Here is a 24,083-nt window from a genome sequence, read left to right as displayed (position 1 = left end):
AGTGCTCGCCAAACGCACTAATAGTGTGCGCTTACTCAGTTACTCAGGTGCGGGCTTGTGGGTACCTCAAAAATCAAACAACTGATTAAAAAGGATTAATTCATACCAAGGAAGGAACTGGCTAATTTTTTGCTGCTTATTGAGCATAAGAGACAACTTGGCAGCCAACGGCGGCTGCACAGCGTACTCAATGACGTGACTTAACGACGCTAACGGGCAACGACGCCCCTGATGCACCTTTCTTAATGAAAGGCTGTGTCAGGGGCGTTTTTTTGTTGCCTGACACACATGTTGAATTGAAGGAGCCACCTATGGAAATCACTTCCCGGTGCTCACCTATCGACCACCTCATTATCATTGGTAACGGCATGGCCAGCCACCGCTTGATTGAAGCGCTGGTGCGCCATCCACGGCGCCCAACGTGTATCACCGTTATTGGTGAAGAGCCCGTGCCTGCCTATAACCGAATACTGCTTTCCCCCTTATTGGCGGGTGAGCTCGCCACCGATGCGCTTACTTTCCGTGACCAAGCATGGTACGCCGAACAGGGCATTACCCTGCTGCTCGGCGAAAAAGTCGCCACCATTGATCGCAACAACCACCGCCTTACTACGGATAGCAACCGCCGCTTGCGTTACGGCCGCTTAGTGATTGCGACAGGCTCACGACCAACGATGCCAAAGATTCCCGGCATTGCGCTTGCGGGCGTTCATGGCTTTCGCGACGTGCAAGACGCCACCACCCTAGCCACTATCGCACAGCGTGGTGGTAAGGCGGTCATTATCGGCGGTGGCCTGCTTGGCCTGGAAGCCGCCGAAGGTCTGCGCAAGCGCGGAGGCCAAACACTCACGGTTAGCGTACTTCAACGCAGCACGCGTTTAATGAATCGCCAGCTGGATGAAACCGCCGCCTGGCTGCTCGAAAACACCCTGAGCCAGCGCGGCATCCATATCGAAACAAACGCTTCGCTTGCTGCACTGGAAGATAACGGTAACGGGCACGTCAAGGCGGTCATACTGAGCGATGGCCGCCACTTACCCGCCGATAGTGTGATTGTCGCGGCGGGCATTACGCCCAATGTAGCGCTGGGGCAACAGGCGGGACTTAGCTGCGAACGAGCCATTGTGGTTGACGCGCACCTTTCCACGTCTGACCCACATATTTCTGCCCTAGGCGAGTGCTGCCAATTTGAGCAGCACACCTATGGGCTAGTGGAGCCGATTTGGCGCCAGGTTGACGTATTGGCAGCCGTGCTGTGCGGCGAAGCACCCGATGGCTATCAAGAGGCTCCTACCGCTACCAAGTTGAAAGTTAGCGGCGTAGCACTGTTCGCGTTTGGCCCTACCGAAGCAGCCCCCGAACATGATGTGTTGTGCTATCGCGATCCAGAAAACGGCGACTACCGCCGCCTGCTGCTGCGCGATGGCCAGCTTGAAGGGGCAGTGCTGTATGGCGACACCCGCCACGGCCCTTGGTATTTCGAGCAGGCCTTGGCAAGCATTGACCTGACGGCTTGCCGCCAAGCACTACTGTTTGGCCCAGCCGATGTCGAGGCATTGCAAACACAGCACGCTGATAACGCGCCCAGCCCGGCTTCTTCATCATCGTCTTCTTCATCCTCATCTCACCCACCGACGTCAGAGGCGGCATAACCATGGCAACCCCAACAAAACTGATCATTATTGGTAACGGCATGGTCGGCCACCACTTGGTCGAACAGCTGGTTGAGAGCGAGGCACCGGGACGTTTTCAAGTAACCGTGTTTGGCGAAGAGCGCCACCGTGCCTACGACCGCGTGCATCTTTCAGAGTACTTTAGCGGACGCGACGCAGAGTCGCTGGCGCTATGCGAGGCAGATTACTACACCACCCATGGCATTAGTTTGCGCAGCGGTGAGGCGGTCACTCGCATTGATCGTGAACAGCAAACCGTTATCACTGCCCAGGGCAGCTACCCGTATGACCAGCTGGTTCTGGCCACCGGCTCCTTCCCGTTTGTGCCGCCCATTCCCGGCAACGACAGCGAAGGTTGTTTGGTGTATCGCACGCTGGATGACCTCGACGCCATTCAAGCAGCCGCAGAAAACGCAACAAATGGGGTGGTCGTCGGTGGTGGGTTACTTGGGCTGGAAGCCGCCAATGCGCTACGCGATCTTAATCTGGATACCGCTGTGGTGGAGTTTGCCCCACGCCTAATGCCCATGCAGGTAGATAACGAAGGTGGTGAACTACTCAAGGAAAAAATTGAAGCGCTGGGCGTCCAAGTGCTTACCGAGCGCGCTACCCAGCGTATCGAACCCGGCGAAACCAGCCGCCTGCGCATGGTATTCCAGGATGACAAAGTGCTGGAAACCGACCTGATAGTGTTTTCAGCGGGCATTCGTCCACAAGACACCTTGGCGCGCGAATGTGGTTTGAGCATTGGCGAGCGCGGCGGCGTGGTTATTGATGACCAATGCTACACCAGCGATCCTGCCATTCTCGCCATTGGCGAAGTCGCGCTATGGAATGAGAGTATTTTTGGTTTAGTCGCCCCAGGCTACCAAATGGCCAAGGCAGCGCTGTCCACCCTGACGGGCGGCAACACACACTTTAGCGGTGCCGATATGAGCACCAAGCTGAAGTTACTGGGTGTGGATGTGGGTTCTATCGGCGATGCCCATGGTACTCAAAACCCCGGTGCGCGCATGTTTCGCTATCTCGACCCACTCACCCAGGTGTATCGCAAGATGGTGGTAACCAGCGATGGTAGAAAGCTGCTGGGCGCAATGTTGGTAGGCGATAACAGCGCGTACGACACCCTCTTACAGTACTACGCCAACGGCATTGAGCTGCCCAAAGAGCCCGCTTCGTTGATTCTTCCCCAGCAAAGTGGAGCCGCCCCAGCACTAGGCCCAGACGCGCTGCCTGAAACCGCAATGATTTGTTCATGCCATAACGTTACTAAAGGCGATATTTGCACCGCCATTGATGGCGGGGCCGCTGACCTTGGCAACGTCAAAGGGGCGACCAAAGCCAGCACGGGCTGTGGTGGCTGCACCGCACTGCTCAAAAGCGTGGTTGACCATGAGCTGGAAGCGCGCGGTGTGGAAGTCGATAAATCACTCTGCGAGCACTTCGCCTATACCCGCCAAGCGCTTTACGACATTGTGCGCGTTGAAGGCATCAAAACCTTCAGTGCGTTAATTAAAAAGCATGGCAACCCCGAGTCTCACTGCCTTGGCTGCGCTATTTGCAAGCCTGCCGTCGCCTCTATTCTGGCGTCCTGCTTTAACGAACCAATCACCGATGCTGCTCACGTGCCGCTGCAAGATACCAATGACACCTTTATGGCTAATATGCAGAAAAACGGCACCTACTCGGTGGTGCCGCGCATTGCAGGCGGCGAAATCACCCCCGATAAGTTAGTCGTGCTGGGGCAAGTGGCCCAGAAGTACCAGCTTTACACCAAAGTCACCGGCGGCCAGCGCATCGATCTTTTCGGCGCACGTTTAGAAGACCTCCCCGCTATCTGGGGCGAGCTCATTGAGGCAGGATTTGAAACCGGCCACGCCTATGGCAAGTCACTGCGCACGGTGAAGTCCTGTGTTGGCAGCACGTGGTGTCGCTACGGCGTGCAGGACAGCGTGGGCATGGCGATTAAACTTGAAAACCGCTACAAGGGCCTGCGCGCGCCCCACAAGATTAAGTTTGGTGTGTCAGGCTGTACCCGGGAGTGCGCCGAGGCTCAAAGCAAGGATATCGGTATTATCGCCACCGAAAACGGCTGGAATTTATACGTGTGCGGCAACGGCGGCATGCGCCCACGCCACGCTGAACTGTTCGCAACAGATCTTGATGACGAGCAGCTCTACCGCACCATTGACCGCTTCTTGATGTTTTATGTACGCACCGCCGACCGCCTACAGCGCACCTCCGTGTGGCGGGAAAATCTCGACGGTGGGCTTGAGTACCTTAAAGAGGTCATTCTGGAAGACAGCTTAGGCATTAACAGCGAGCTTGAGCGGCAAATGCAGCACGTCGTTGATAGCTACCAGTGCGAATGGGCCAACGCCATCAGCGACCCAGAGAAACTCAAGCGCTTCCGTAGCTTCGTCAACGATGCGCGCCCCGACCCGTCCATCATTATGACCTCCGAGCGCGGTCAGCTACGTCCTGCTTAAACACGAAATAATCGCAAACTAGACAACACGAATGAGGTAACTGATGACTGCGGCCGCACTCAAACACACCGTGAGCACCGACACCTGGCAACCACTGTGTACAAAAGCTGACCTAGTGGCATTTTCCGGCGTCGCTGCTTGGTTGGACACCCCAGAAGGCCCTGCCCAAGTAGCCATTTTCTACTTACCGGGGCAGCGTTCCCAAGGAGAGGAGAAAGAACTCTACGCCCTCGACCACTTTGATCCGTTTTCTAACGCTAACGTCATTGCCCGCGGCATTATCGGTGATGTAAAAGGCAGCCCGGTGGTTGCCTCACCACTCTATAAGCAGTGCTTTCGCCTTGAAGATGGCCAGTGTTTAGAGGATGAGAACGTCAAACTACGCACCTGGAAAGTCGCGTTCAAAGGCGAAGAGGTATGGGTACAGGGATAACTGACAGCGGCTTTGCGATGACGTCACTCCCGTCGAGGAATAGCGCTCGCATAGGTATTCAGGCTCAAGAAATGCTCATCCGCCCGCTGCAACGCATCGAGTGCCTGTGGTCGGTCATCTTCTGCTAATAAGGTGCACAGCACTTCTGAGATAGCTAACGCGGGCGTTAACGTATGGAAAAAGCTGTCGCTTTCCGTAGGGCAAAAAATGGTCTGATCTGACAGCCCAACCAAGGGCGATACTTCACTATCGGTAATCGATAGAATCGTAAGCCCCTTGTCTTTTGCCAACTGCGTCAGTTCCAGTGTCGCGACTGCATAGGGTTTGACAGAGACCACCAGCATAACATCGTCGGGCATGGCGCGAATTAGTCTATCGCCGCCGGTGCCCGCCGGCCCCTCTAGATGAACCGAACGATCGCCTAACAGTGACATCACGTAGTGGAAGTGCCACGCCACGGAATGGCATGAACGCAAGCCTAGCACATACACTTTTCTCGCTGATTTCAGCGTATTAGCGATGGCTTCCAACCGTTGCAGCGAGTCCGGTTCACAGAGCTGAGAAATCTGAGCACTCAGCCCATGTAACATATGCGCGGCGATAGTGTCGTTGGCCGCGGCTGTCGCACCCTCGGTTCGCTGGCGGACCTTAGCGGCAAAGCCATCATTACCCCGCCGTAGCGCTGCCACATAGTGCTCGCGAATATCATCGTATCCTTGCTTTCCCAGAAACTTAGCCAGCCGTGTCATGGTGGCAGGCTGCACGGCCGCATGGCGCGCCAATTCGCGCATAGAAACCAATGCCACCTCATCTGGGTGTTCCAATACGTAGCGAGCTGCCTGCTGGAGCTGCGGCGACATGGCATCGTACTGGGCGATAATCTGTTCCCTTAAAGGGTCGCGCTGCGGCATGGGTATTGCCTCTTATACGGGCTTATTAAAACAGCCGCCGATTTAAACGTTACTGTCTTAAAAAAACAATGATCTACATGTTTTATAAAAAACAAAAATGATTCAACTGTTGCAAACCTTGACCAAGTTGTGCCAATCTTCTCCTTATGGCGTGCTCACATCGCTTAGTGACCATAAGGAACCGTCTCCATGACTCGTATTCTTCATCGCAGTATCGGCCCAACCCTCCCTCATGCCGCGTCGGCGCAAGGTGTCTACATTACAGACACTGCTGGGCGCCGATACTTAGATGCCTCAGGAGGCGCTGCGGTCACCAGTGTGGGGCACGCTCATCCAGAAGTGCTGGCGGCGATGCGCGCTCAAATTGATAACCTTTGCTACGCACACACCTCGTTTTTCACCACCGACGCTGCCGAGGCGCTGGCCGAGAAGCTCGTCAATTTGGCACCTGAAGGGTTGAATTACGTCTACCTTGTGTCAGGTGGATCAGAGGCCGTTGAAGCGGCGCTGAAGATGGCACGGCAGTACTTCGTGGAAATTGGCGCCCCCCAGCGCAGGCATATTATTGCCAGGCGGCAGAGTTACCACGGCAACACCATTGGTGCATTGGCAACCGGTGGCAATGCAATGCGGCGTAAGCAGTTTCAGCCCATCCTGCCAGAAACTCATCATGTCTCCCCCTGCTACGCCTATCGCGAAAAAGGCGCTGATGAGTCGCCTGAGGCGTACGCTATTCGTCTGGCAGACGAGCTCGAAGCCAAAATTCTGGAACTCGGCCCTGAAGAAGTCATGGCGTTTGTTGCCGAACCCGTCGTAGGTGCCACCCTCGGCGCTGTCGCCTCTGTCGCGGATTACTTTAAACGTGTGCGTGCGATTTGCGACAAATATGGCGTACTACTGATCCTCGACGAAGTGATGTGCGGCATGGGGCGCACCGGCACGGTCTTCGCCTGCGAGCAAGACGACGTCATACCGGATATCGTCACAATAGCCAAAGGCTTGGGCGGGGGTTATCAGCCGATCGGCGCGGTGATGCTGTCCGGCAAAATTTACGACAGCTTCGCCAACGGTTCTGGCCTGTTCCAGCACGGGCATACTTACATCGGCCACCCTGTTGCCGCGGCAACTGCTAACAAAGTGGTTGAAATCATTGCGCGCCCCGAGACACTTGCCAATGTAAACGCCATGGGCGCGAGATTACAAAACGGTTTGGAAGCCGTTCTCGGTGCATCCCCTTATGTCGGCGATATCCGGGGAAGAGGGCTGTTTCGCGGTATCGAACTAGTGGCGGACCGGGACACGAAAACACCTTTCGATCCGAGCCGAAAAATTCACGCCAAAATTAAGCGTCACGCCATGGCTCGTGGGCTGATCAGCTATCCCATGGGCGGCACGATTGATGGTATTCACGGTGATCATATCCTGCTGGCACCGCCCTATATTATTGAAGCCGATGATGTCGACCTAATCATTGAGCGCATTGCCGACGCCATCAACGCCGCCATCGCCGAGTGATGACACGTATCCTATCTGACTGGAGCTCACCCATGACGACCTCTCCCTGCCCGCCTATTGCTGATGCCGATTGGCCAAACGACATCGCTGAATTACGCGAAGACTTTGCCGGTGCGCTCAATGTCTATCGCACCATGGCTCATCACCCGGATTTACTCAAGGCCTGGGCACCTTTACGCCAGCATGTTGTTAAGGAAAATGCCTTAGGGCCAGAATTAACCGAGGTGGTGATTCTTCGCGCTGGCCTGCGCATGGGGTCACGCTACGAATGGGCTCACCATGTTAGCCGAGCACTCGCTCTAGGATTCTCCACTGCACGAATCGAAGCCATTAGAACTCGCCCCGAAGGCGTTGATGGTCTTATCGTCGACGCGGTGGATGCATTGTTTGATCAGCGAATGCTGCCCCCCGAGCAAGAAGCAGAGTTAGCAGATGCCATCGGGCGTAAGGCCGTTATCGACCTCATTGCTATGGTGGGGTTTTATTCGGTGTTGGGCTATCTGCTCAAGACTTACGACACACCGCTCGACGACAACATTCAAAAAGAAGCGCAAAAAATGCCAACGCTATTTTCGCTTACCACGTAGATACTCCTGCCCCTGGTGCAGGTTTCCACCTAGCCAACCTACTCCAGGACAAGCTGTTAATAACATCGCCGCCTACATCAGGCGGCGATGTTCACTTTAAACAAATCACTGACATTGTGACCACTGATGTTGCTATCCTTGCTAGCCTTTTGGCTAGGTAATCTCGGAGCAACCGTTCGTGAAAACAGAATCCAGCACCTTAGCATTTTCCGCCTTCATGGCACTGCTGATTGGTTGTGCAGGAATCACGGCAACGTTGGCGTCTAACTCCCAGGCTATTTTGCTGGATGGGTTATTTAACCTTATCTACTTTAGCGTCGCGCTGGTCACTATTAAGGTCAGCAAGTTAGCCAGCCGACCCGATAGCGCCTCTTACCCGTTTGGCTACAGCTATTTCGAGTCGTTGGTTAACCTATGCAAAGGCTTGTTAATATTAGGCGTTTCCATCTTTGCGCTGGTAGATGCCGTGGCTGCGTTACTGACCGGAGGGCGGGAGATCTCCGCGGGACTTGCTGTTATCTATGCGCTGTTTGCCACCGCCGCTTGCTCGCTCACTGCTTGGATGATGCACCGCAGTCAGCGCCATGTAAGTAGCCCGCTGGTGGCTGCTGACAAGCTTAACTGGCTGGTGAACAGCATTATCTCGGCTGCCGTGTTAGCAGCGTTCTGCTTGGTGATGCTGTTTGAGCGCTTAGACTGGCGGGGAATCGTGCCTTATGTCGACTCCGTGCTGGTGATGGCCGTTGTGTTGCTATGCCTTGGCGTACCGGTACGCATGGCCTCTCAAGCCCTGCGCGAGCTGCTGAATAAAACACCGGACGAAGCAATCGCCGAGCCAGTGCGTCAAGCAGTTGCTCGCGGTCTTGCGGATATCGACACCCAGGAAGTGCGGGTGCGTATGGTACGCCCTGGTCGCCTGCTATACATCATCGTCCACGTGGTGCTACCCAAAGCATTTCATGACGCTACGCTGGCCCATCAAGACACACTACGCCAGCAAATTGATGAGGAAGTACGCCGCGTTTACTCGCCTGTTGTTTGCGATGTGGTCTTCACCGAAGATAATCGCTGGGCAGCGCCTTCCTGCGGGCAGCTAGTAAAGAAGCACACTTAATTACGTGCTAATTAATCTCAACTGCTGACCTCAACTGATTATCTTAACTACCCACCTCAACGACCAAGTCCGGCTTAAATAAAGCTGGAGTGAACTCATAGGGATAGCCGCCTGGGTTAGCGATAACGCGCGTTCCATTAGATAAACTATCGACTGGTTCATGGACATGACCATGTACCCATAAATCCATCTTGCCCATCAATTGAGGCAGGTGGGAGGCAAAAGCTGGTGACAGCGCATCACCAAGATACTGCTCAGGAATGCAGCTGTGTAACGGTGCGTGATGGCTAATAACAACGCGGGGGCCATCAAACGGTTGCTCAAGCTCGTTGCCCAGCCAGTCAAGCGCTTCCGCGTGTAATACTTGGCTAGTCTGAGGGGTAAAGACCTGGCCTGGAGCCGTGGTCACAATGCGAAAATCGGGCATGTAGCGCAGTGCTTTGGCTTCCGTTTCTTCTGGGAGGCGCGTTGGGTCATCAGCATAGAGCAAGAAATCAGTCCATAGCGTGGTGCCATAAAAACGCACCCCACCGATAGTCACCGCTCTATTATCCAGCAGCTCAATCTTATAGCGGCTGGCCTCACTGGCGAGCTCTTCGCGGAGTAACGGCATGCAAGTGCCATAAAACTCGTGGTTTCCTGGCACATATAAGATAGGTAATGTTGGAAACCGCTGCCTGGCCCAGGCGAGTCCTTCCGTTTTCTGATGAATATCGCCTGCCAAAATGATGAGATCGGCCTCCACCTCTGGCAATTCTCGATCTCCATCAAAAAACTCTAAATGAAGGTCGGATAAAATTCGCAAGCGCATAGCGTTCCTCACTTTTCCCTGTGTAACGGTCTTTTTATGGCGTAAGCCGTTCAGTAAACTCTTTAACATAGTTAACAACTACTGCTTCCGCTTCACGGTGTGGCACATGCCCAATGCCCGGCAGTATTTCACTGTGCGCAGAACCACTGGTATAGCGAGCGATGCAGTCAGGTTGGCGGTGAGAACCATATTCATCGTTTTCACCATGAAGCACTAGCGTTGGGCAAATAACCCGCCTAAGGGCCGGAATAAGTGACCAGTGTTCAAACTCGGGATGCAACCAAGTATCTGTCCAGCCATTCAATACCCAGCGAGCTTTATCGCTATGATATTTTTCTAATTTGGCGAACTGTTCCGGTACTTGAAAAGCGATCTTCGCTTCTTCAATACCTTGTCGTGTGAGCGCCTCGTTTAACGCCTGCGCTGCAATAGTAATCACTCCTTGGCACTGCTCTACATACTGTCCTGCACAGTGCACTGCCATGCAACCGCCTACGCTATGCCCCAGGGCAATAAAATGCGTTAACTGAAGCGCGCTGTGGAGTGCCGCAAAGCTAGTCGTTGGTTCGTCTTCAATAAAGCTCAGTGGCGGCGGTGCTAAACATGCATCAGAGCGTCCAAAACCTAGCCGGTCATAGGCAATTATTCGCCGTTGAGTGGCCACACATAGTGCTGATGGAAAGCTACGCCATAAATCCACACAGCCTAAGGAGTCATGAAACAGCACAATAGGAACCTCTGAACGCAGCTGAGACGGTTCCCAGGTACGAACAAAGAGATGGCCAATAGAGGCGTTTATTCTGCGATCATGGAAAGTGGTTTCAGATAACATAATGATACTACTCGTTTTTATGAACTATCGTTATGAACTGCTTTTATTAACCATGGCCAAATGCTGCAATGCAACAAAACTAGTCTATACTCTAGGTGTGTCCCACTTAGGAGGACCACCGAATGATTTCTACTTTTGCATTTTCTACGCTAGATGATGAAGTGTTTGCTTTTTGGCGCCTACAAGCCAAGTGGCAACACGCTGCCAATGAAGCGTTAGCGGCTTATTTCGGCTAAAAGCAGCGATTTTTACCGCTATCTTCCCTTATAGACGAAAAGATAACTACATAAGCCGACGCGTCTAGTCGGCTTTTTTGAATTATGAAAACCTTTTCCATTCAAAAGCATAGGTGTACACCTGCCATTTTTGTAAGCAATCTCTTACGCACCATGGCAATTTACTTACATCTTTAGGACTAGCTTTAAGGGTTAAAATGCGCATAAACTTGACCTGTAGCTAATTTGCTTCGACGTAAAACGCAAACCATGTACAACAACATCGGGTACAACCGAGTCCCTTTTGGCTGAACCGTCCCTCACCATCTGAATTAGGAGTATTCGCTATGTCATCTTTTGCTGCTCAAGATCAGACAGTAGAAGTGGATGTGATGCAAGTCTGGGCTAATCGTGCCCAACAGCAACGTGCAGCCTTCGACGCTATCGTTGCTTATATGCGCCAGCAGTAGCCTACAACGCCTCAGTCGTGAATTAATTTTCGGACTGAGGCGTTATCATATTTGATTAATATTCCATCGAAAAATGTCTATGCAACACAGCAATTATTCCCTTACTTAATTATCAAGCCAACTGTGCTAAATAAGTATCTTGTAAAATATACATCCGTTTTACGTCACGATATTTACCATTGATAAAAAACTCTTGCACTAAGTGCCCTTCCTCAATGAAGCCACTCTCCTCGTAGAGATGAATCGCTTTAACGTTCTCCACTGCCACAATCAAATATATTTTGTGTAAGTTTAAAATCGTAAACGAGTAGTGCAGTGCTTGACGAATCAATGACCTGGCAAACCCCTTACCCTGGTGGTCAGGCGTGATGATGATCTGAAATTCACCGCTGCGGTGAATGTAGTCAATCTCAATCAGTTCAACTAAACCAATGGCACTCCCATTGCTATCTTCGGCGACGAATCGCCGTTCGGCGTTGTCATGAATATGTTTATTATAAAGCTCCTCCAGCTCATCGAATGATTCGTAAGGCTCTTCAAACCAATACGACATGATGCTCTGGTTATTATTTAACTCGTGAACAAAACGCAGATCATTACGCTCTAAGGCACGTAAATAAAGGTGTTTATCCATTACCGCCTACTCTTATGCATCGTTGTTCGAATCACTGGTTATGCGCTATCTTTTTAATCGCTGGAACGAAAAAAGCTCTGCCAAGGGGTGGTGTTTTCCTTCAATAAGCGCTCGCAGCAGTTTGGCCCCTATCATGCTATAGCTGATCCCATTGCCGCCATAGGCCATCGCAAAATGCACTCGTGATCCATGTTCTTCATGGGGGCCGAAAAATGGTAGTCCGTCGTCAGTTTCTGCAAAAGTACCGCCCCAAGAAAACGTCGGGTTAATATCAAGTTTGGGCCATAGTGTTTCTATCTTGAGTGCCAGACCTCTGGCTTTTTCCTCTACCCGCGCGTCACGGCGTTTAGGAATATCTTCATCGTCATCGTCGCCACCCACAAGTAGCCGTCCGTCTCCGGTAGTACGCATATAAAGGTAGGGGCGCGCCGACTCCCACACCATAGTATGGCGTAACTTGCCTAATGCCTCCGGCGGTAGTGGATCAGTGATAAACGCGTAGCTGCTGCGATTGATGGCTACTGGGTCGGGCAACCACGCTTGCGACTCATATCCGGCGGCCATCACTACGTATTGGCAGCGCAACTTGGCACCATTTGCCAGCGTTAGCGTGACGCCCTGCTCATCCGGCGACATCGTCTGCATCTGCGTGCGGTCATATACCTCCCCGCCACGCTCTACAACCCTGGAAAACAGTTGATATGCCATTCGATATGGGTCAACAGCGGCGGCTAACTGGGTAAGAATAGCGCCTGGCGCCACAAAACCGTATTCTTCCAAAACCGTCTCACTTTCAAGCCAGTCAGCAGCAAAGTCATGCTTTAGGCGCAGCGCTAACTCTTCTTTTAAAAGTGCTACGTCCTCTTCCATGCTGGCGTAATAGAGACTCTGTTGCCGCTCAAAATCTACATCGCCTAACCCAGCGGCTAAGGTTTCAAGCTCGCCAATGGCCTCTGCGCAGGCGCGGTAGGCAAGCACTGCATCGGCTTCTCCATAGCGCTTGGCTAGCTCAGCCATATGCGTATCAATTTCGTACTGTAGTAATGCTGTGCTGGCGGCCGAGCTGCCCCAGCCTACGTCACGACGCTCAAGCACCACCACATGATGGCCATTGCGGCTAAGCTCATCCGCAATCAGGGCCCCGGTAATTCCGCCGCCGATCACCACTACTTCACTCTGATGGTCACGAGTAAGTTGTGGGAAAGTTTTCAACAGGCCGTTTTTCACGGCCCAAAAAGGGTAGCCACTTTTCAGATCCATCTGCTTGCCTATGCCCAGTTGCTCTAGAGTATGCTATGGATGATAGTCATATGCTGTTAACCATAGTTGGTTCCTGGCAACTTGCTCGGTAAAGCGTCTCTTAAAGTGGCTTACTCAAAAAGGAGTTCTGCATGATTGACTTACGCAGTGACACGGTGACCCGTCCCACCGCTGCCATGAAAGATGCCATGATGGCCGCTCCAGTAGGCGATGACGTGTGGGGTGATGACCCAACGGTCAACGCGTTTCAAGAAAAGCTAGCCGAGCAAATAGGCAAAGAGGCGGCACTGTTATTTCCAAGCGGAACACAAAGTAACCTAGTGGCGCTAATGGCACACTGCGAGCGAGGCGATGAGTATATTGTAGGGCAATCAGCCCATACCTACCGTTATGAAGGCGGTGGCGCAGCGGTGTTAGGCAGCATCCAGCCACAACCAATTGAAAACTCTGCCGATGGCAGCCTGCCTCTAGAGAAAATAAGCGCTGCCATCAAAGCCGATGATTTCCATTTTGCGCGCACAAAGCTGCTGGCGCTAGAAAACACTATTGGTGGCAAAGTGCTGCCTGCGGACTATGTGTTAAAAGCCACCGAACTAGCTTACGAACGCGGCCTGGCAACGCACTTAGATGGTGCACGGTTGTTTAATGCAGCAGTGGCCACAGACACCTCACTTAAGCAGCTCTGCTTACCGTTTGATAGTGTGTCACTCTGCTTTTCGAAAGGCCTGGGCGCTCCTATCGGCTCTGCCTTAGTGGGCTCGCAAACATTCATCGACCGCGCACGGCGCTGGCGTAAAATGGTTGGCGGTGGTATGCGTCAATCAGGCATTATCGCCGCCGCCTGCCAGTATGCTCTGGAGCATCATGTCGCCGACTTAGCCGATGACCACCATCGTGCTGCACGCTTGGCAGAAGGCTTAGTAAAGCTGCCTGGCGTCAAAATCACCGCTCAGGCGACCAATATGGTGTTCGCGCACTTTCCTGACGAACATGTTAAGCCGCTCTCCTCATGGCTAAAAGAGCATGGCATTTTAATTGAACTACTTTACGCCACGCGTTTTGTCGTTCATCGGGATATTGATGATGCTGATATCGATAAAGTAATTGCCGTTATGGAGAGCTATTTCAGCCGTCACTAATCAGCCTGGGGCCTCTCAAAGCAAGGTAGAACCCAGCGCTAGGTGTACAGCAATGACCGCCATCATCAGGCCAATTAGCCCATCAATGGTACGCCACGCACCCGGGCGGGAAAGCCAAGGCGAAAGCGCCGACCCGCCCCACGCCAGCAAGCTAAACCATAAAACAGAGGCAGTCGACGCACCTGCAACGAATACACCAGCGCTTTCCTGTTGGGCACCAATAGCCGGAATTAACAGTAGTGTGTCTAGATACACTTGGGGGTTCAATACGGTGACGGCTAAAGTTGCCAACAGCACGCCGCGCAAGCTGCGAACCTTTACACTACCGGCCTGCAATCCTTCCCGCCCGCTAACAGCCCGGAGTAAGGCTTGCGCGGCTAACCAGCTTAAAAACACCACCCCCACCCAGCGCATGGCTTCCATCGCATTCGGTATAGTTAACAGAAACGCGCTAGCCCCAAACATACCTGCAGTTAGCAGAATAATATCAGCACTCATGCACAAACCCGCTGACCACCAATGATATTCGCGGCGCACCGCCAGCCCCAATACATAAGCATTTTGCGCGCCGATTGCCATGATAATGCCGCCACACACCACTAAGCCCGTTATGTAACTTTCCCACATTGCCGCCGTTCCTTGTGATTAATAAAGAGTGAAACAAGGCAATAGCGTAAGTCACAGCTCACATAACAAAAAATCATCCTGCTAATGCTGCATTAGAAAAACTTATAGTCGGCGCAAACCCCACATGAAGTAAGCACCACCTATCAAGGAGGCGACTAGGCCCGCGGGTATTTCATACGGAAATATGATTTGCCGTCCAACCCAGTCAGCCAATACCATCAGGAGCATACCCATCAATGCGGCACCAATCAGATGATGGCGAGCGCGTGAAAAGCCTACTAACCGTGCCATGTGGGGAGCCAAAAGACCAACAAATGAAAGCGGCCCCACGACCAATGTAGCGCAGGCCGTTAACAGCGCCACTAGTAGCAAGAGCGCTGGCCGCGCCCGCTTTAAGTCAACACCAAGTGCCCGCGCCGACGGCTCCCCAAGGGGTAAAATATCTAGCCAGCGAACCAATGGCAGCGTCATTAGCACCAAACCAGCAGCAATTCCCCCCACCACTATTGCGCTAGTGACATCAACATAATAAGTAGAGCCTGCTAGCCAAGCGATGACTTGCTGCCCTCGCGGGTCCCCACCCGCCAATAACACGCTGCGTACTGCATCAAAAAGCGCACTTATCGCCACTCCACTAAGTAATAAACGTTCAGGAACAAAGCCACTTTTACGATTTAAACCTACTAACACCAGCAATGTCGCCAGTGCACCTAACGTTCCAACGCCTATCAACAGGGCGTTATTGGGGGCTGGTAGCAGATAAATACCAAGAATCAGTGCAATCGCGCAGCCGCCACTAATCCCCAACACTTCCGGGCTTGCCATCGGGTTAGCAGAAAGGCGCTGCAGAAGGGTCCCTGCAATGGCCAGCATTAAACCACTGGCAGCGGCAGCAACGACACGGGGTAACCGCCACTCCAATACGCTCCACTGGGAAGGCGCAACAATACTCCAGCCATTCGCGCCCTGCCCCACGAATAACCCAAGACCGATAACAACTAGCAGAGCCATGAATAGCCCGCACACCAACCGTTGTGGCCTGGCGTGACGAGGAAGATAGACGCCCGGACCACTTGGTGGCCGGTCGCCCTGCAGTTTAAGACGCGGAATGAGCCAAAGCAGCAATGGCGCGCCCAGCGCTCCAGTAACGGCTCCGGTAGGGATCAACGTTGCCGCCAAGCCGGAAATACGTTGCAACAACAAGTCCGTAGTTGCCAGTAACACAGCACCAAGAAGTGTTGACCACAACAAGCGAGTACCTAATTTACGCGCTCCCGCCATACGCACAATATTGGGCGCTGCTAAACCGATAAACCCTATCATACCGACGACGCTAACCACGCTACCAGTAATAAAGACCGCCAACCCCAGGCCTGCAAAGCGCAAATATTTCAGCGAGACTCCTAGACTCTTTGCACTGGCATCATCCAACTCCAATACAGCCAGCGGCCGGAGCAATATCCAGGCGGCTATTGCGCTTAACGCTAGGCGCGGCGCTAACGACGAAACACCATCCCATCCATTTTGGGCAAGCGAACCAGCCCCCCAAATCAGTAATCCAGCAAGGGTTTCATGGTTAAATAGCAGTAAGGCCGTTGAAAGCGCGCCAACGTACAAATTAACCACCAAGCCTGCTAGCACCACAACGATAGGGGCTAAAGCTCTGCGCCACGCCAATGCAAAGACCAAACCAACGGCTGCGCCTCCACCTATTAAAGCAATCCATTCACGGCCAACCACCAACAATCCCGGTGCCATCAGGGTTGCCGCCATCAGGGCAAGATTCGCTCCCGAAGCCACGCCTAATGTTGTCGGCGATGCCAACGGGTTACGCAGAACTTGCTGCATCAGCACTCCGGCTAGCGCTAATCCACCTCCTGCCAGTAGCGCAATCATAAAACGCGGCCACCAAGCAAAATGCAGCATTAATTCATCGAAATTTTCTAGTGTGGGTGATAGCAATGCCTGCAACCCAAGCCCTATGCCTCCCTGTTGCTGCAAGGCCATTACCCATAGCACCATCAGCGGCAGGCTAAGTAAAAAACACGTTTTGGCGGGTGATATACCGTACAGGCGGGCTAGCATGTCAGTACTAACCCGTGCGCAGCTACACGATTGATATCGGCAGGCTTCATCATGAAGGAGACCTAGGGGCGAGAAGAATTTGAATAATAAATCAAAAATGCGATTCTAAATGATAAGTATTAACACTACAATTAAAGGATAGACTTATCTGACCTGTTAGGAGCGGTGCATGTTTGATGTTCAGGGCGCGTCATTTGCTATCGATGGCAAACACCTTTTGCAGCCCATTCACCACACTTTCCAAGAAGGCAAGGTATATGGTCTTATTGGTCATAACGGATCTGGCAAATCAACGCTTATAAAGCTGCTGGCGCAACAATATCCAGTCAGCCAAGGCGACATTCATTTTAATCAACGCCCGTTGAATACATGGGGCAACCGCGAGTTTGCGCGCCATGTCGCCTATCTGCCGCAACATTTGCCAAGTGCTGAAAATTTGACCGGACGCGAGCTAATTGCTTTTGGCCGCTATCCTTGGCACGGCTTATTAGGGCGACACAATCAAAAAGATAAGGACGCCATTGAACGCGCCATCGCATTAACCCACACCGAGGCGCTTGCCGACCGATTAGTGGATACCCTTTCTGGTGGCGAGCGGCAGCGGGTGTGGCTGGCCATGCTCATCGCACAAGGAAGTCGTTTTTTGCTGCTTGACGAACCGCTGGCAGCACTGGATATCGCCCATCAAATGGACGTATTAGCGTTAATCCGCAAGCTGTGCAACGAGCTAAATCTAGGCGTTGTTATTGTTCTGCATGATATCAACATGGCATCGCGCTATTGCGATGAGCTCATGGCGCTGCACAGTGGCCGTCTGCTTGCTCATGGAACGCCCGATGAGTTAATGCACAGCTCAACATTAGAAGCCATTTACGGGCTGCCGATGCATGTTATGACACACCCAAACGGCAACCACCCTATTGCCGTGGCGCAGTGATTACTCACCAAGCAGCATTGCTTACTCCATTTTAATAATGAACACGACGTTTCACTTTGCTTATTGGCGAATATCTCTTTTTTCACGCGGAGGAGGCTAGCAATGACCCAAGCCCTGCGCCAACATGACAGAACCTTGCCGTTAACACTAAAAGACTGTTATCAGGGGCCATTAGCACATTTCACGCCACCCTTCATTGGAGATGTAGCGCCTTCTCGGGCTATCAAAGCATCACGATGGCAAAGTGCTGAGCTACTTGAACAAGATATAGCACGGCATGCCGAGCGCTATCCTGGTGGCGATCTGCGCGCTATTACCTCGCTGTGGTCGAAATGGCATTTTAGCGCAATGGCTATCCCCACCCTCGCCGCTCATTTGCTGCTTAATCGTGACTTACCCGTTGGCTTGGATGACGTGCAGGTGATCGTAAACGACCACGGCTGTACCCAAGGGCTGTGGCTCCCCCATGAGGGCAAAAAGTTCTGCACGCTGGATACCAATGAACGCTTTGCTACGCTGATAAACCAACATTGGGAGCCGCTCATCGAACGCCTATCAGCCATCTCAGGAGCAGCTCCTCGCGTCTTCTGGAGTAACGCCGGAGGCTATGTAGATTACTATGTTAACGCCTTAGCTACTCACCCGTTAGTGAATCAAGGCGCCCTAACCGCCACCCGCACACTGCTAACGTCACGCACTTTGAACGGCCAACGCAACCCACTATTTGAGCCGGTGCGCACCTATCAGCCTAAAGACAGCGAAGCGTTAAAACGGGTACGTAAGCTATGCTGCCTGCGCTATCTATTGAATGATTTTGAGGTGTGTAGCAACTGCCCCTTAGAAGGCTGTGATCGCGTTGCCCGCCATCGATGAGCAACTAAAGGCATGCCATCGCCCTAACTATGTGTCTCTATTGAGCGACTGCTATTTTGCTTAATTCTTTAGTTTTGATTAACGTTTATGATTGCGCATAAACGGGTTACTACATGTTTGACTACAAGCTCCTCCATGCCTTGGCCACTGTGGTAGAGTGCGGTGGTTTCGAACGAGCAGGCGATGTATTAGGGCTTTCTCAATCAGCCGTCTCTCAACGTATAAAAGCACTAGAAGTACGCCTGGGCCAGCCTGTATTAATGCGCCATCCTAAGCTTTCGCCCACCCCTGCGGGCCAGCGGCTACTTACCCACTACCAGCAAGTACAGCTGTTGGAGCGCGACCTACATCAGACGTTACCTACCCTAGATAACGCAGCAGCCCGATTACGAATCGCGATCAATGCTGACAGTGTGGTGACATGGTGGGCATCCGCCGTGACAGACATTTGCCAGACCGAGGGCGTATTGCTCGATTTAGTGATTGAAGATCAAGAGGTTGGGCTTAAACGTCTGCGTGATGGTGATGTGGCTGCCTGTCTTTGTTCCACTCCAACACCTATTGCAGGTGCGCGATGTATTAAAGTGGGCGAAATGCATTATCAACCTCTAGCTTCTCCTGGCTACGTGGCGCGCTACTTTCCGGAAGGGCCCTCCGCTGGAGCATTTCAACGGGCTCCTGCGATTGTCTTCGGCCCACATGATCAGCTTCAGCACCGTTTTTTGGCCCAGTGTGGCTATCACGGTCACTTCCCCTATCACCTTTGTCCTTCATCTGAAGGATTTGTACGCCTTGCCTCAGCGGGCATTGGCTACGGTATGGTGCCCTCGCTCCAGGCCGCTGAACAGCTACAAAGTGGTCAACTTGTCAGTATTGCGCAGGGGCATTCGCTTACGGTGCCGCTTTATTGGCATTTTTGGCGGCACAGTGGCCTGTTAGTTCAGCGACTAACCGAAAGTCTGAACTGCCTCATGCTTTAGCCTCATTGTCAGACTGTCGCTCTGAAAGGCGTCTACACTTGGCTTAGGAGGAAATTCTGTCCAAGGCTGGCAAGGGAACCTAGGCGTTAAGACCTAGCAGAAATAAAACCCAACGCAAAAAAAATAACATAGCGATATTTATGGATGCTTATTGTTGGCTAAAGCGCCTTCCGGCAGGTTTGTTAGTGCTTATTATTAGCTGGCATACTCAGAGTAGTGCGGCCGCCACAGTGGTCGTCTCGTCTGAGCAGGCGCGTTACGATTTAAATGAAGTAAGCGGTTACTGGCATACTTCAGAACCGTTAAATCTGGATGACGTTTTAGCGTTATCCCCCTCATTCCAACCTGTCCGTCAGACCTCTGACTTACATTTCGGCTATACCCAAAACGACACGTGGCTAAAAACACAGCTTCATAATTCGTCCCCACTCCCCACTACTTGGATGGTTAAGTTTGAGTACCCATTTTTAGACCATGTAACACTCTATACGCTGCGCGATGGCTCGAGAGATGTTCAGCACAGCGGGAGCGCTGTGCCAATTGATGAGCGATCAATTGCCCATCGTCAGGCTGTTTTTCCACTACTACTGGCCGGCGGTGAGACCGTAACGCTTTATACCAAAGTGAATGCCACAGGTAGTAAGTTCCTAAGCTATAGCCTGATGACACCAGATGCTTTTTACACCCAGAATGATCGTCACAACTTCTGGCTAGCCACCTACTTTGGCATGCTGCTAGCGCTAAGTGTTTATAACCTACTGCTATTTTTTGGGTTAAAAGAACGGGTATTTCTCTACTATGCTCTCTTTGCCTTCGGGTTTACGCTGGCGATCTTGACATTCAATGGGATTGGCACACTGATGTTTTGGAGCTTTCTGGGCGATAACACTGCACGCCTAGTTGCGATTGGCTTTACGTTTGCTTCTACAATGGCAACCCTGTTCACTCAAAGCTTTCTCAACACAGCTACTTACTGCCCACGCTGGCACCACACCATCACGCTATTTCGCGGCTACTGCTATTTAGCGCTAATAGCGGTGATATTTTTGCCTATTCAACCCGCCCTGCGCTTAATGGATATCACAGGGTTTACAGCTTCATTGTTAATGCTAGCCTGCGGTATTTATTGCAGCTGGCACCGCGTGCCTAGCGCTCGTATTTTTGTACTTGCTTGGTCGATATTTCTATTAGGTGCCGCCGTCTTTGCGCTACGAAATCTTAGTATTCTGCCCGCTAATTTCATTACACTTCATGGAATACAAATCGGCTCTGCTATTGAGATGTTATTGCTATCTTTCGCGCTAGCTGCCCGTTTTAATAAATTAAAATGGCAAAAAGAGCGCGCTCAAGCAGAAACGGTCGCAATGCTAAAAAAGCAGGAAGCGGTTCTAGAAGCCAAAGTAGCTGCGCGTACTCAAGCACTAGAAAAGCTTGCCAATCACGATATGCTCACTGGTTTGCTTAACCGCAACGGCCTAGCACGTTGTGCCGAAGAGGCCCTTGAACGATGTAAACAAACACAGACGCCTTTGGCACTGGTCATGTGTGATCTTGACTGCTTTAAACCTATTAACGACCAGTATGGGCATGAGGTAGGCGACTTTGTTCTTCAGAAAGTGGCTAAACGGCTAGCGCACGTTGCGCGAGAAAGTGACCATTGTGCACGCTTTGGCGGCGATGAGTTTATCCTCTTGCTAGAAGGAATTACTGACCAAACCGCATTAGAGGAAATGCGTAACCGCATCGAACAGGCCATTCGCTCACCCATCAAATTGCCTTGCGGCAGGCTAGTTCACGTCGGTGTCAGCGTAGGGATTAGCTTGAGCAATAAAGATAACGATACGTTAGCCAGCCTGCTTCGCGATGCAGATACCCAGATGTATGCCGTCAAAACCAGCCAAACCACCCGTTATTATGGCTATGGTTCGGCATAATAGTGATGGACATTAAGCTATATTAGTCAAACAAGCTCATACGTTTCATAACGTTATCGCGCTTGATACGCCAATGAAATAGCGCACCCGCAACATGCAACGTAATAAGCACGACTAAGGCCCACCCTAAACGCTCATGCCAAACAAACAGCGTTTGCGAAAGCGCTTCGTTTTTGCCTAACAAGCCTGGCAAATGCCAGTGGAAAAACTCAACAGGAAAGCCGCCAGTAGCGGTGGCTGCCCAACCAATCAGTGGCATAACCACTAACCCCGCATACAGCAAGTGATGCACGCTAGTGCTAACAATCCGCTCGAAGGCATTGAGGGGCGGCTCATGATCAGGCACAACAAAAGCCAGCCGCGTAATGATCCTTAAGGTCATCAGTAGCAGTATCGCCACGCCCAACGTTTTATGGCTGGTGTAAAGCACATTGGTAAGTGTATTCCCAAACAAGGCAACAGTGCGCTCATAGCCCAGGAAGCCAAGCGTCAAGCCACTGGCCAATGACAATAGTACGGCGACTGCCACCAGCCAGTGCAATACTCGGTGTGGATAAATATAGTGATCTAACTCGTGCATTCAAAACTCCTAGCCCAATAGCGTCATGGTAGTTAGCTTAGTTCAGTCAGGTTCGGTTAGAAAAACTAATTATCTACTCCCTCACTGAGGAGCTATAGCTTCCTGTCAACAAATACATCAAAGCAACACCTTATAACGCTTCACTAGGTGCCGCTAGCTGTTCGCGAATCAATTCTGCTAACCGCCGCGCAGGTTCAGAAGGTCGGTGTGGAGCACGATGGAGCGCTAGTTCAATCATTGGTAAAGCAGGCAGGCCACTGCTTTCATCCAGCGGGCGTAGCGATGGGTTCAACATGCTGCGCGTTACCACCACGACAGCTAACCCCGCTGTTACGATAGGCGCAAGACCCGCCATTGACTGGCTGGTGTAGGCAACGCGCCAATCACGTCCAGCTCCCTGTAACGCCTGCTCAGCCACTTCACGAAAGACGTCAGCACCGGGCGAATAGAGCGCCAGCGGAATAGGGTCGCTCAGTGACGGCTGTTGATGGACACCCACCGCCCATAACAGCGGCTCACGACGAATCACATCACCGCCCGGAGAATTTCGTTGGCGGGTCACTAGCGCCAAGTCCAACTCCGCCGCTTTAACCTGTTCGACCAAGTGAGCACTGGTGCCACACTTTACAGTTAGCCCCACTGCAGGATAAAGCTGATGAAAGTACGCAAATACTGATGGCAACAGCGACGCATAGTCTTCGGGAATACCCAATGTTAAATCACCCGTTATCTGGCGCGCCTGCATATCGCTCCACGCCTCATCGTTGAGCGCTAATAGGCGGCGTGCATGCGCCAGTAAGCGATCTCCTTCAGGTGTAAAACGTAGTCGCCGCCCCGCTCGCTCATGCAAACTCACCTCAAGCTGCGTTTCTAAGCGCTGTAACTGCATACTCACCGTTGACTGAGTGTACGCCAACCGTTTTGCCGCCGCCGTAACGCTACCGGTATCGGCAATTGTCACTAGCGTACGCAATAGCGTTAAGTCAAACGTCGGTGCACGCATACATCACCATTATTGATAAGAATCATCATATAAGATTGATATTGTGATGAATGTTTTCTGAGTATGCTGCGCGTCTCAGGTTTAACGCAAGGAGAGACGCCATGTATCCCGCTCATTCCCACGTTGTCATATCACCAAGGTACAGCGTGTGTGCAGCGCTGGTAGCGGTGATTTTATGGAGCATAGCGCCGCTATTAGCAGAATTGGCGCGAGATACCTCTCCGCTTCAGCTCACCGCCCTGACCTTGTTGGCAGGTGCACTTGCAACATTGCCACTAAGCCGTCGAGTCAATATCGCGGCTTGCCGACTTCGTTGGCAAATGAGCGTATGGCTTGGGCTGCCACTGTTGATTGTCGGCGCTGTTAGCAGCTACTACATCGGTATGCGCTTAGCACCCGCTGCAGAAGCTGCGTTAATCACTTACACCTGGCCTGTGCTGTTTGTGCTGTTAAGCCAATGGAGTCGGCTTGGCCGCCTGCATATCGCAAGCGTAACAGGCGCGCTAATCGCTTTTTCTGGCGCGGCTATTTTATTACTTCCTCAAGCTTTAAATGGTGGCTTTGGTGGGGCTGCTTCAGGGTATGGGTTAGCACTACTGGCTGCTTGCTGCTGGGCGCTCTACTCATGGTTGGGGCAAGTCGCCCCCCTATCACTGACACCACTACTCCCGCGGTTATTAATGATTGCTTGTGCGGTTGCCACCTGCGCCAGCTTGATAATGGAAGGAAGCTTCACACTACCCCAAGGTGAGGCGCTGTTAGCAGGCATTGCCCTCGGACTTGGGCCTTATGGCATTGCTATGGTGGCGTGGGACAAGGCACTACGTTTTGGCCAAGCCAGCCTCGTAGGTAGCCTTGCTTATGGTGTGCCGATCTTAGCGGCACTACTGCTGGTACTGGCAGGCGTCAGCGTATTCGACTGGCGACTGCCAACGGCAGCTTTTTTGGTCGTCGTGGGCTGCCTAAAAGCCAGCCGTTGAG

Annotated in this window: 22 protein-coding genes; 13 read left to right on the top strand and 9 right to left on the bottom strand. The window is 52.2% G+C overall.

Going from position 1 to position 24,083, the window contains the following annotated elements:
* Window positions 1–311 precede the first annotated feature (311 nt).
* From CR46_RS0102695 to nirD, 3 genes are read left to right on the top strand one after another with little or no spacing between them, the layout of a single operon-like run.
* Window positions 312–1,652: an NAD(P)/FAD-dependent oxidoreductase gene (locus CR46_RS0102695; protein WP_030069885.1), complete on the top strand. Its 1,341-nt coding sequence runs from the start codon at window positions 312–314 to the stop codon at window positions 1,650–1,652.
* Between the two features lie 2 nt (window positions 1,653–1,654).
* Window positions 1,655–4,162 carry a nitrite reductase large subunit NirB gene (nirB, locus tag CR46_RS0102690; protein WP_030069884.1) on the top strand — a complete coding sequence of 836 codons (2,508 nt, stop codon included), beginning with the start codon at window positions 1,655–1,657 and terminating at the stop codon, window positions 4,160–4,162.
* 43 nt (window positions 4,163–4,205) lie between these two features.
* The gene (nirD, locus tag CR46_RS0102685; RefSeq protein ID WP_030069883.1) at window positions 4,206–4,595 is read left to right on the top strand and encodes a nitrite reductase small subunit NirD; all 390 of its coding nucleotides are present in this window, start codon (window positions 4,206–4,208) and stop codon (window positions 4,593–4,595) included.
* A 23-nt stretch (window positions 4,596–4,618) separates the two neighbouring features.
* Here nirD and CR46_RS0102680 read toward each other — a convergent pair whose 3' ends face one another.
* Window positions 4,619–5,506, bottom strand: coding sequence for a MurR/RpiR family transcriptional regulator (locus CR46_RS0102680; protein ID WP_030069882.1), 888 nt, complete (start codon window positions 5,504–5,506; stop codon window positions 4,619–4,621).
* 189 nt (window positions 5,507–5,695) lie between these two features.
* Here CR46_RS0102680 and CR46_RS0102675 point away from each other — a divergent pair, with 189 nt between their 5' ends.
* From CR46_RS0102675 to CR46_RS0102665, 3 genes are all read left to right on the top strand, one after another.
* On the top strand, window positions 5,696–7,021 hold the full coding sequence (locus tag CR46_RS0102675; RefSeq protein ID WP_030069881.1) for an aspartate aminotransferase family protein: 1,326 nt from the start codon (window positions 5,696–5,698) through the stop codon (window positions 7,019–7,021).
* 32 nt (window positions 7,022–7,053) lie between these two features.
* Complete coding sequence (locus CR46_RS0102670) at window positions 7,054–7,608, top strand: carboxymuconolactone decarboxylase family protein (RefSeq protein WP_030069880.1); 555 nt, start codon at window positions 7,054–7,056, stop codon at window positions 7,606–7,608.
* 178 nt (window positions 7,609–7,786) lie between these two features.
* Window positions 7,787–8,722: a cation diffusion facilitator family transporter gene (locus tag CR46_RS0102665; RefSeq protein ID WP_030069879.1), complete on the top strand. Its 936-nt coding sequence runs from the start codon at window positions 7,787–7,789 to the stop codon at window positions 8,720–8,722.
* Between the two features lie 43 nt (window positions 8,723–8,765).
* On the opposite strand, the gene CR46_RS0102660 is transcribed toward CR46_RS0102665, so the two are convergent.
* Both CR46_RS0102660 and CR46_RS0102655 read right to left on the bottom strand, forming a co-directional pair.
* The gene (locus CR46_RS0102660) at window positions 8,766–9,533 is read right to left on the bottom strand and encodes a metallophosphoesterase (RefSeq protein WP_030069878.1); all 768 of its coding nucleotides are present in this window, start codon (window positions 9,531–9,533) and stop codon (window positions 8,766–8,768) included.
* Window positions 9,534–9,567: 34 nt separating this feature from the next.
* Entirely contained in the window at window positions 9,568–10,365 is a 798-nt protein-coding gene (locus tag CR46_RS0102655; RefSeq protein ID WP_030069877.1) for an alpha/beta fold hydrolase, read from the bottom strand.
* A gap of 562 nt (window positions 10,366–10,927) precedes the next feature.
* On the opposite strand from CR46_RS0102655, the gene CR46_RS18605 reads away from it, so the two are divergent.
* Window positions 10,928–11,050 carry a hypothetical protein gene (locus CR46_RS18605; protein ID WP_264018709.1) on the top strand — a complete coding sequence of 41 codons (123 nt, stop codon included), beginning with the start codon at window positions 10,928–10,930 and terminating at the stop codon, window positions 11,048–11,050.
* A 112-nt stretch (window positions 11,051–11,162) separates the two neighbouring features.
* On the opposite strand, the gene speG is transcribed toward CR46_RS18605, so the two are convergent.
* Complete coding sequence (gene speG / locus CR46_RS0102640) at window positions 11,163–11,684, bottom strand: spermidine N1-acetyltransferase (protein ID WP_030069876.1); 522 nt, start codon at window positions 11,682–11,684, stop codon at window positions 11,163–11,165.
* Window positions 11,685–11,729: 45 nt separating this feature from the next.
* The gene (locus tag CR46_RS0102635; RefSeq protein ID WP_030069874.1) at window positions 11,730–12,944 is read right to left on the bottom strand and encodes an NAD(P)/FAD-dependent oxidoreductase; all 1,215 of its coding nucleotides are present in this window, start codon (window positions 12,942–12,944) and stop codon (window positions 11,730–11,732) included.
* A gap of 131 nt (window positions 12,945–13,075) precedes the next feature.
* On the opposite strand from CR46_RS0102635, the gene ltaE reads away from it, so the two are divergent.
* The gene (ltaE, locus tag CR46_RS0102630; protein ID WP_030069872.1) at window positions 13,076–14,083 is read left to right on the top strand and encodes a low-specificity L-threonine aldolase; all 1,008 of its coding nucleotides are present in this window, start codon (window positions 13,076–13,078) and stop codon (window positions 14,081–14,083) included.
* 15 nt (window positions 14,084–14,098) lie between these two features.
* Here ltaE and CR46_RS0102625 read toward each other — a convergent pair whose 3' ends face one another.
* Together CR46_RS0102625 and fhuB are read right to left on the bottom strand one after the other, a co-directional pair.
* Window positions 14,099–14,710: a LysE/ArgO family amino acid transporter gene (locus CR46_RS0102625; protein WP_030069870.1), complete on the bottom strand. Its 612-nt coding sequence runs from the start codon at window positions 14,708–14,710 to the stop codon at window positions 14,099–14,101.
* A 102-nt stretch (window positions 14,711–14,812) separates the two neighbouring features.
* Entirely contained in the window at window positions 14,813–16,795 is a 1,983-nt protein-coding gene (gene fhuB, locus CR46_RS0102620) for a Fe(3+)-hydroxamate ABC transporter permease FhuB (RefSeq protein ID WP_030069868.1), read from the bottom strand.
* A 169-nt stretch (window positions 16,796–16,964) separates the two neighbouring features.
* Here fhuB and CR46_RS0102615 point away from each other — a divergent pair, with 169 nt between their 5' ends.
* From CR46_RS0102615 to CR46_RS0102600, 4 genes are all read left to right on the top strand, one after another.
* The gene (locus tag CR46_RS0102615; RefSeq protein WP_030069866.1) at window positions 16,965–17,732 is read left to right on the top strand and encodes an ATP-binding cassette domain-containing protein; all 768 of its coding nucleotides are present in this window, start codon (window positions 16,965–16,967) and stop codon (window positions 17,730–17,732) included.
* Between the two features lie 102 nt (window positions 17,733–17,834).
* Entirely contained in the window at window positions 17,835–18,605 is a 771-nt protein-coding gene (gene fhuF / locus CR46_RS0102610) for a siderophore-iron reductase FhuF (RefSeq protein ID WP_030069864.1), read from the top strand.
* 113 nt (window positions 18,606–18,718) lie between these two features.
* Window positions 18,719–19,585: a LysR family transcriptional regulator ArgP gene (locus tag CR46_RS0102605; RefSeq protein ID WP_030069862.1), complete on the top strand. Its 867-nt coding sequence runs from the start codon at window positions 18,719–18,721 to the stop codon at window positions 19,583–19,585.
* A gap of 140 nt (window positions 19,586–19,725) precedes the next feature.
* Window positions 19,726–21,519 (top strand): diguanylate cyclase, encoded by a 1,794-nt coding sequence (locus CR46_RS0102600; protein ID WP_030069860.1) that lies wholly within the window; start codon window positions 19,726–19,728, stop codon window positions 21,517–21,519.
* A gap of 22 nt (window positions 21,520–21,541) precedes the next feature.
* Here the strand turns inward: CR46_RS0102600 and CR46_RS0102595 are convergent, their stop codons facing one another.
* Window positions 21,542–22,099 (bottom strand): cytochrome b, encoded by a 558-nt coding sequence (locus CR46_RS0102595; RefSeq protein WP_030069859.1) that lies wholly within the window; start codon window positions 22,097–22,099, stop codon window positions 21,542–21,544.
* 130 nt (window positions 22,100–22,229) lie between these two features.
* Entirely contained in the window at window positions 22,230–23,102 is an 873-nt protein-coding gene (locus CR46_RS0102590) for a LysR substrate-binding domain-containing protein (protein WP_030069856.1), read from the bottom strand.
* Window positions 23,103–23,203: 101 nt separating this feature from the next.
* On the opposite strand from CR46_RS0102590, the gene CR46_RS0102585 reads away from it, so the two are divergent.
* Window positions 23,204–24,082 (top strand): DMT family transporter, encoded by an 879-nt coding sequence (locus tag CR46_RS0102585; protein WP_030069854.1) that lies wholly within the window; start codon window positions 23,204–23,206, stop codon window positions 24,080–24,082.
* Window position 24,083: the final 1 nt, after the last annotated feature.

The organism is Vreelandella neptunia (assembly GCF_000712975.1).
In the GTDB taxonomy this organism is placed as follows: Bacteria; Pseudomonadota; Gammaproteobacteria; order Pseudomonadales; family Halomonadaceae; genus Vreelandella; species Vreelandella qaidamensis.
The sequence above is the reverse complement of the archived record's forward strand: the minus strand, read 5'-3'. Positions and strand labels throughout refer to the sequence as shown.

Bases quoted from the DNA above. Each gene is read 5' to 3' on its own strand.
- CR46_RS0102695 (WP_030069885.1), top strand. From the start codon at position 312: ATGGAAATCACTTCCCGGTGCTCACCTATCGACCACCTCATTATCATT.
- nirB (WP_030069884.1), top strand. From the start codon at position 1,655: ATGGCAACCCCAACAAAACTGATCATTATTGGTAACGGCATGGTCGGC.
- nirD (WP_030069883.1), top strand. From the start codon at position 4,206: ATGACTGCGGCCGCACTCAAACACACCGTGAGCACCGACACCTGGCAA.
- CR46_RS0102680 (WP_030069882.1), bottom strand. From the start codon at position 5,506: ATGCCGCAGCGCGACCCTTTAAGGGAACAGATTATCGCCCAGTACGAT.
- CR46_RS0102675 (WP_030069881.1), top strand. From the start codon at position 5,696: ATGACTCGTATTCTTCATCGCAGTATCGGCCCAACCCTCCCTCATGCC.
- CR46_RS0102670 (WP_030069880.1), top strand. From the start codon at position 7,054: ATGACGACCTCTCCCTGCCCGCCTATTGCTGATGCCGATTGGCCAAAC.
- CR46_RS0102660 (WP_030069878.1), bottom strand. From the start codon at position 9,533: ATGCGCTTGCGAATTTTATCCGACCTTCATTTAGAGTTTTTTGATGGA.
- CR46_RS0102655 (WP_030069877.1), bottom strand. From the start codon at position 10,365: ATGTTATCTGAAACCACTTTCCATGATCGCAGAATAAACGCCTCTATT.
- CR46_RS18605 (WP_264018709.1), top strand. From the start codon at position 10,928: ATGTCATCTTTTGCTGCTCAAGATCAGACAGTAGAAGTGGATGTGATG.
- speG (WP_030069876.1), bottom strand. From the start codon at position 11,684: ATGGATAAACACCTTTATTTACGTGCCTTAGAGCGTAATGATCTGCGT.
- CR46_RS0102635 (WP_030069874.1), bottom strand. From the start codon at position 12,944: ATGGATCTGAAAAGTGGCTACCCTTTTTGGGCCGTGAAAAACGGCCTG.
- ltaE (WP_030069872.1), top strand. From the start codon at position 13,076: ATGATTGACTTACGCAGTGACACGGTGACCCGTCCCACCGCTGCCATG.
- CR46_RS0102625 (WP_030069870.1), bottom strand. From the start codon at position 14,710: ATGTGGGAAAGTTACATAACGGGCTTAGTGGTGTGTGGCGGCATTATC.
- fhuB (WP_030069868.1), bottom strand. From the start codon at position 16,795: ATGCTAGCCCGCCTGTACGGTATATCACCCGCCAAAACGTGTTTTTTA.
- CR46_RS0102615 (WP_030069866.1), top strand. From the start codon at position 16,965: ATGTTTGATGTTCAGGGCGCGTCATTTGCTATCGATGGCAAACACCTT.
- fhuF (WP_030069864.1), top strand. From the start codon at position 17,835: ATGACCCAAGCCCTGCGCCAACATGACAGAACCTTGCCGTTAACACTA.
- CR46_RS0102605 (WP_030069862.1), top strand. From the start codon at position 18,719: ATGTTTGACTACAAGCTCCTCCATGCCTTGGCCACTGTGGTAGAGTGC.
- CR46_RS0102600 (WP_030069860.1), top strand. From the start codon at position 19,726: ATGGATGCTTATTGTTGGCTAAAGCGCCTTCCGGCAGGTTTGTTAGTG.
- CR46_RS0102595 (WP_030069859.1), bottom strand. From the start codon at position 22,099: ATGCACGAGTTAGATCACTATATTTATCCACACCGAGTATTGCACTGG.
- CR46_RS0102590 (WP_030069856.1), bottom strand. From the start codon at position 23,102: ATGCGTGCACCGACGTTTGACTTAACGCTATTGCGTACGCTAGTGACA.
- CR46_RS0102585 (WP_030069854.1), top strand. From the start codon at position 23,204: ATGTATCCCGCTCATTCCCACGTTGTCATATCACCAAGGTACAGCGTG.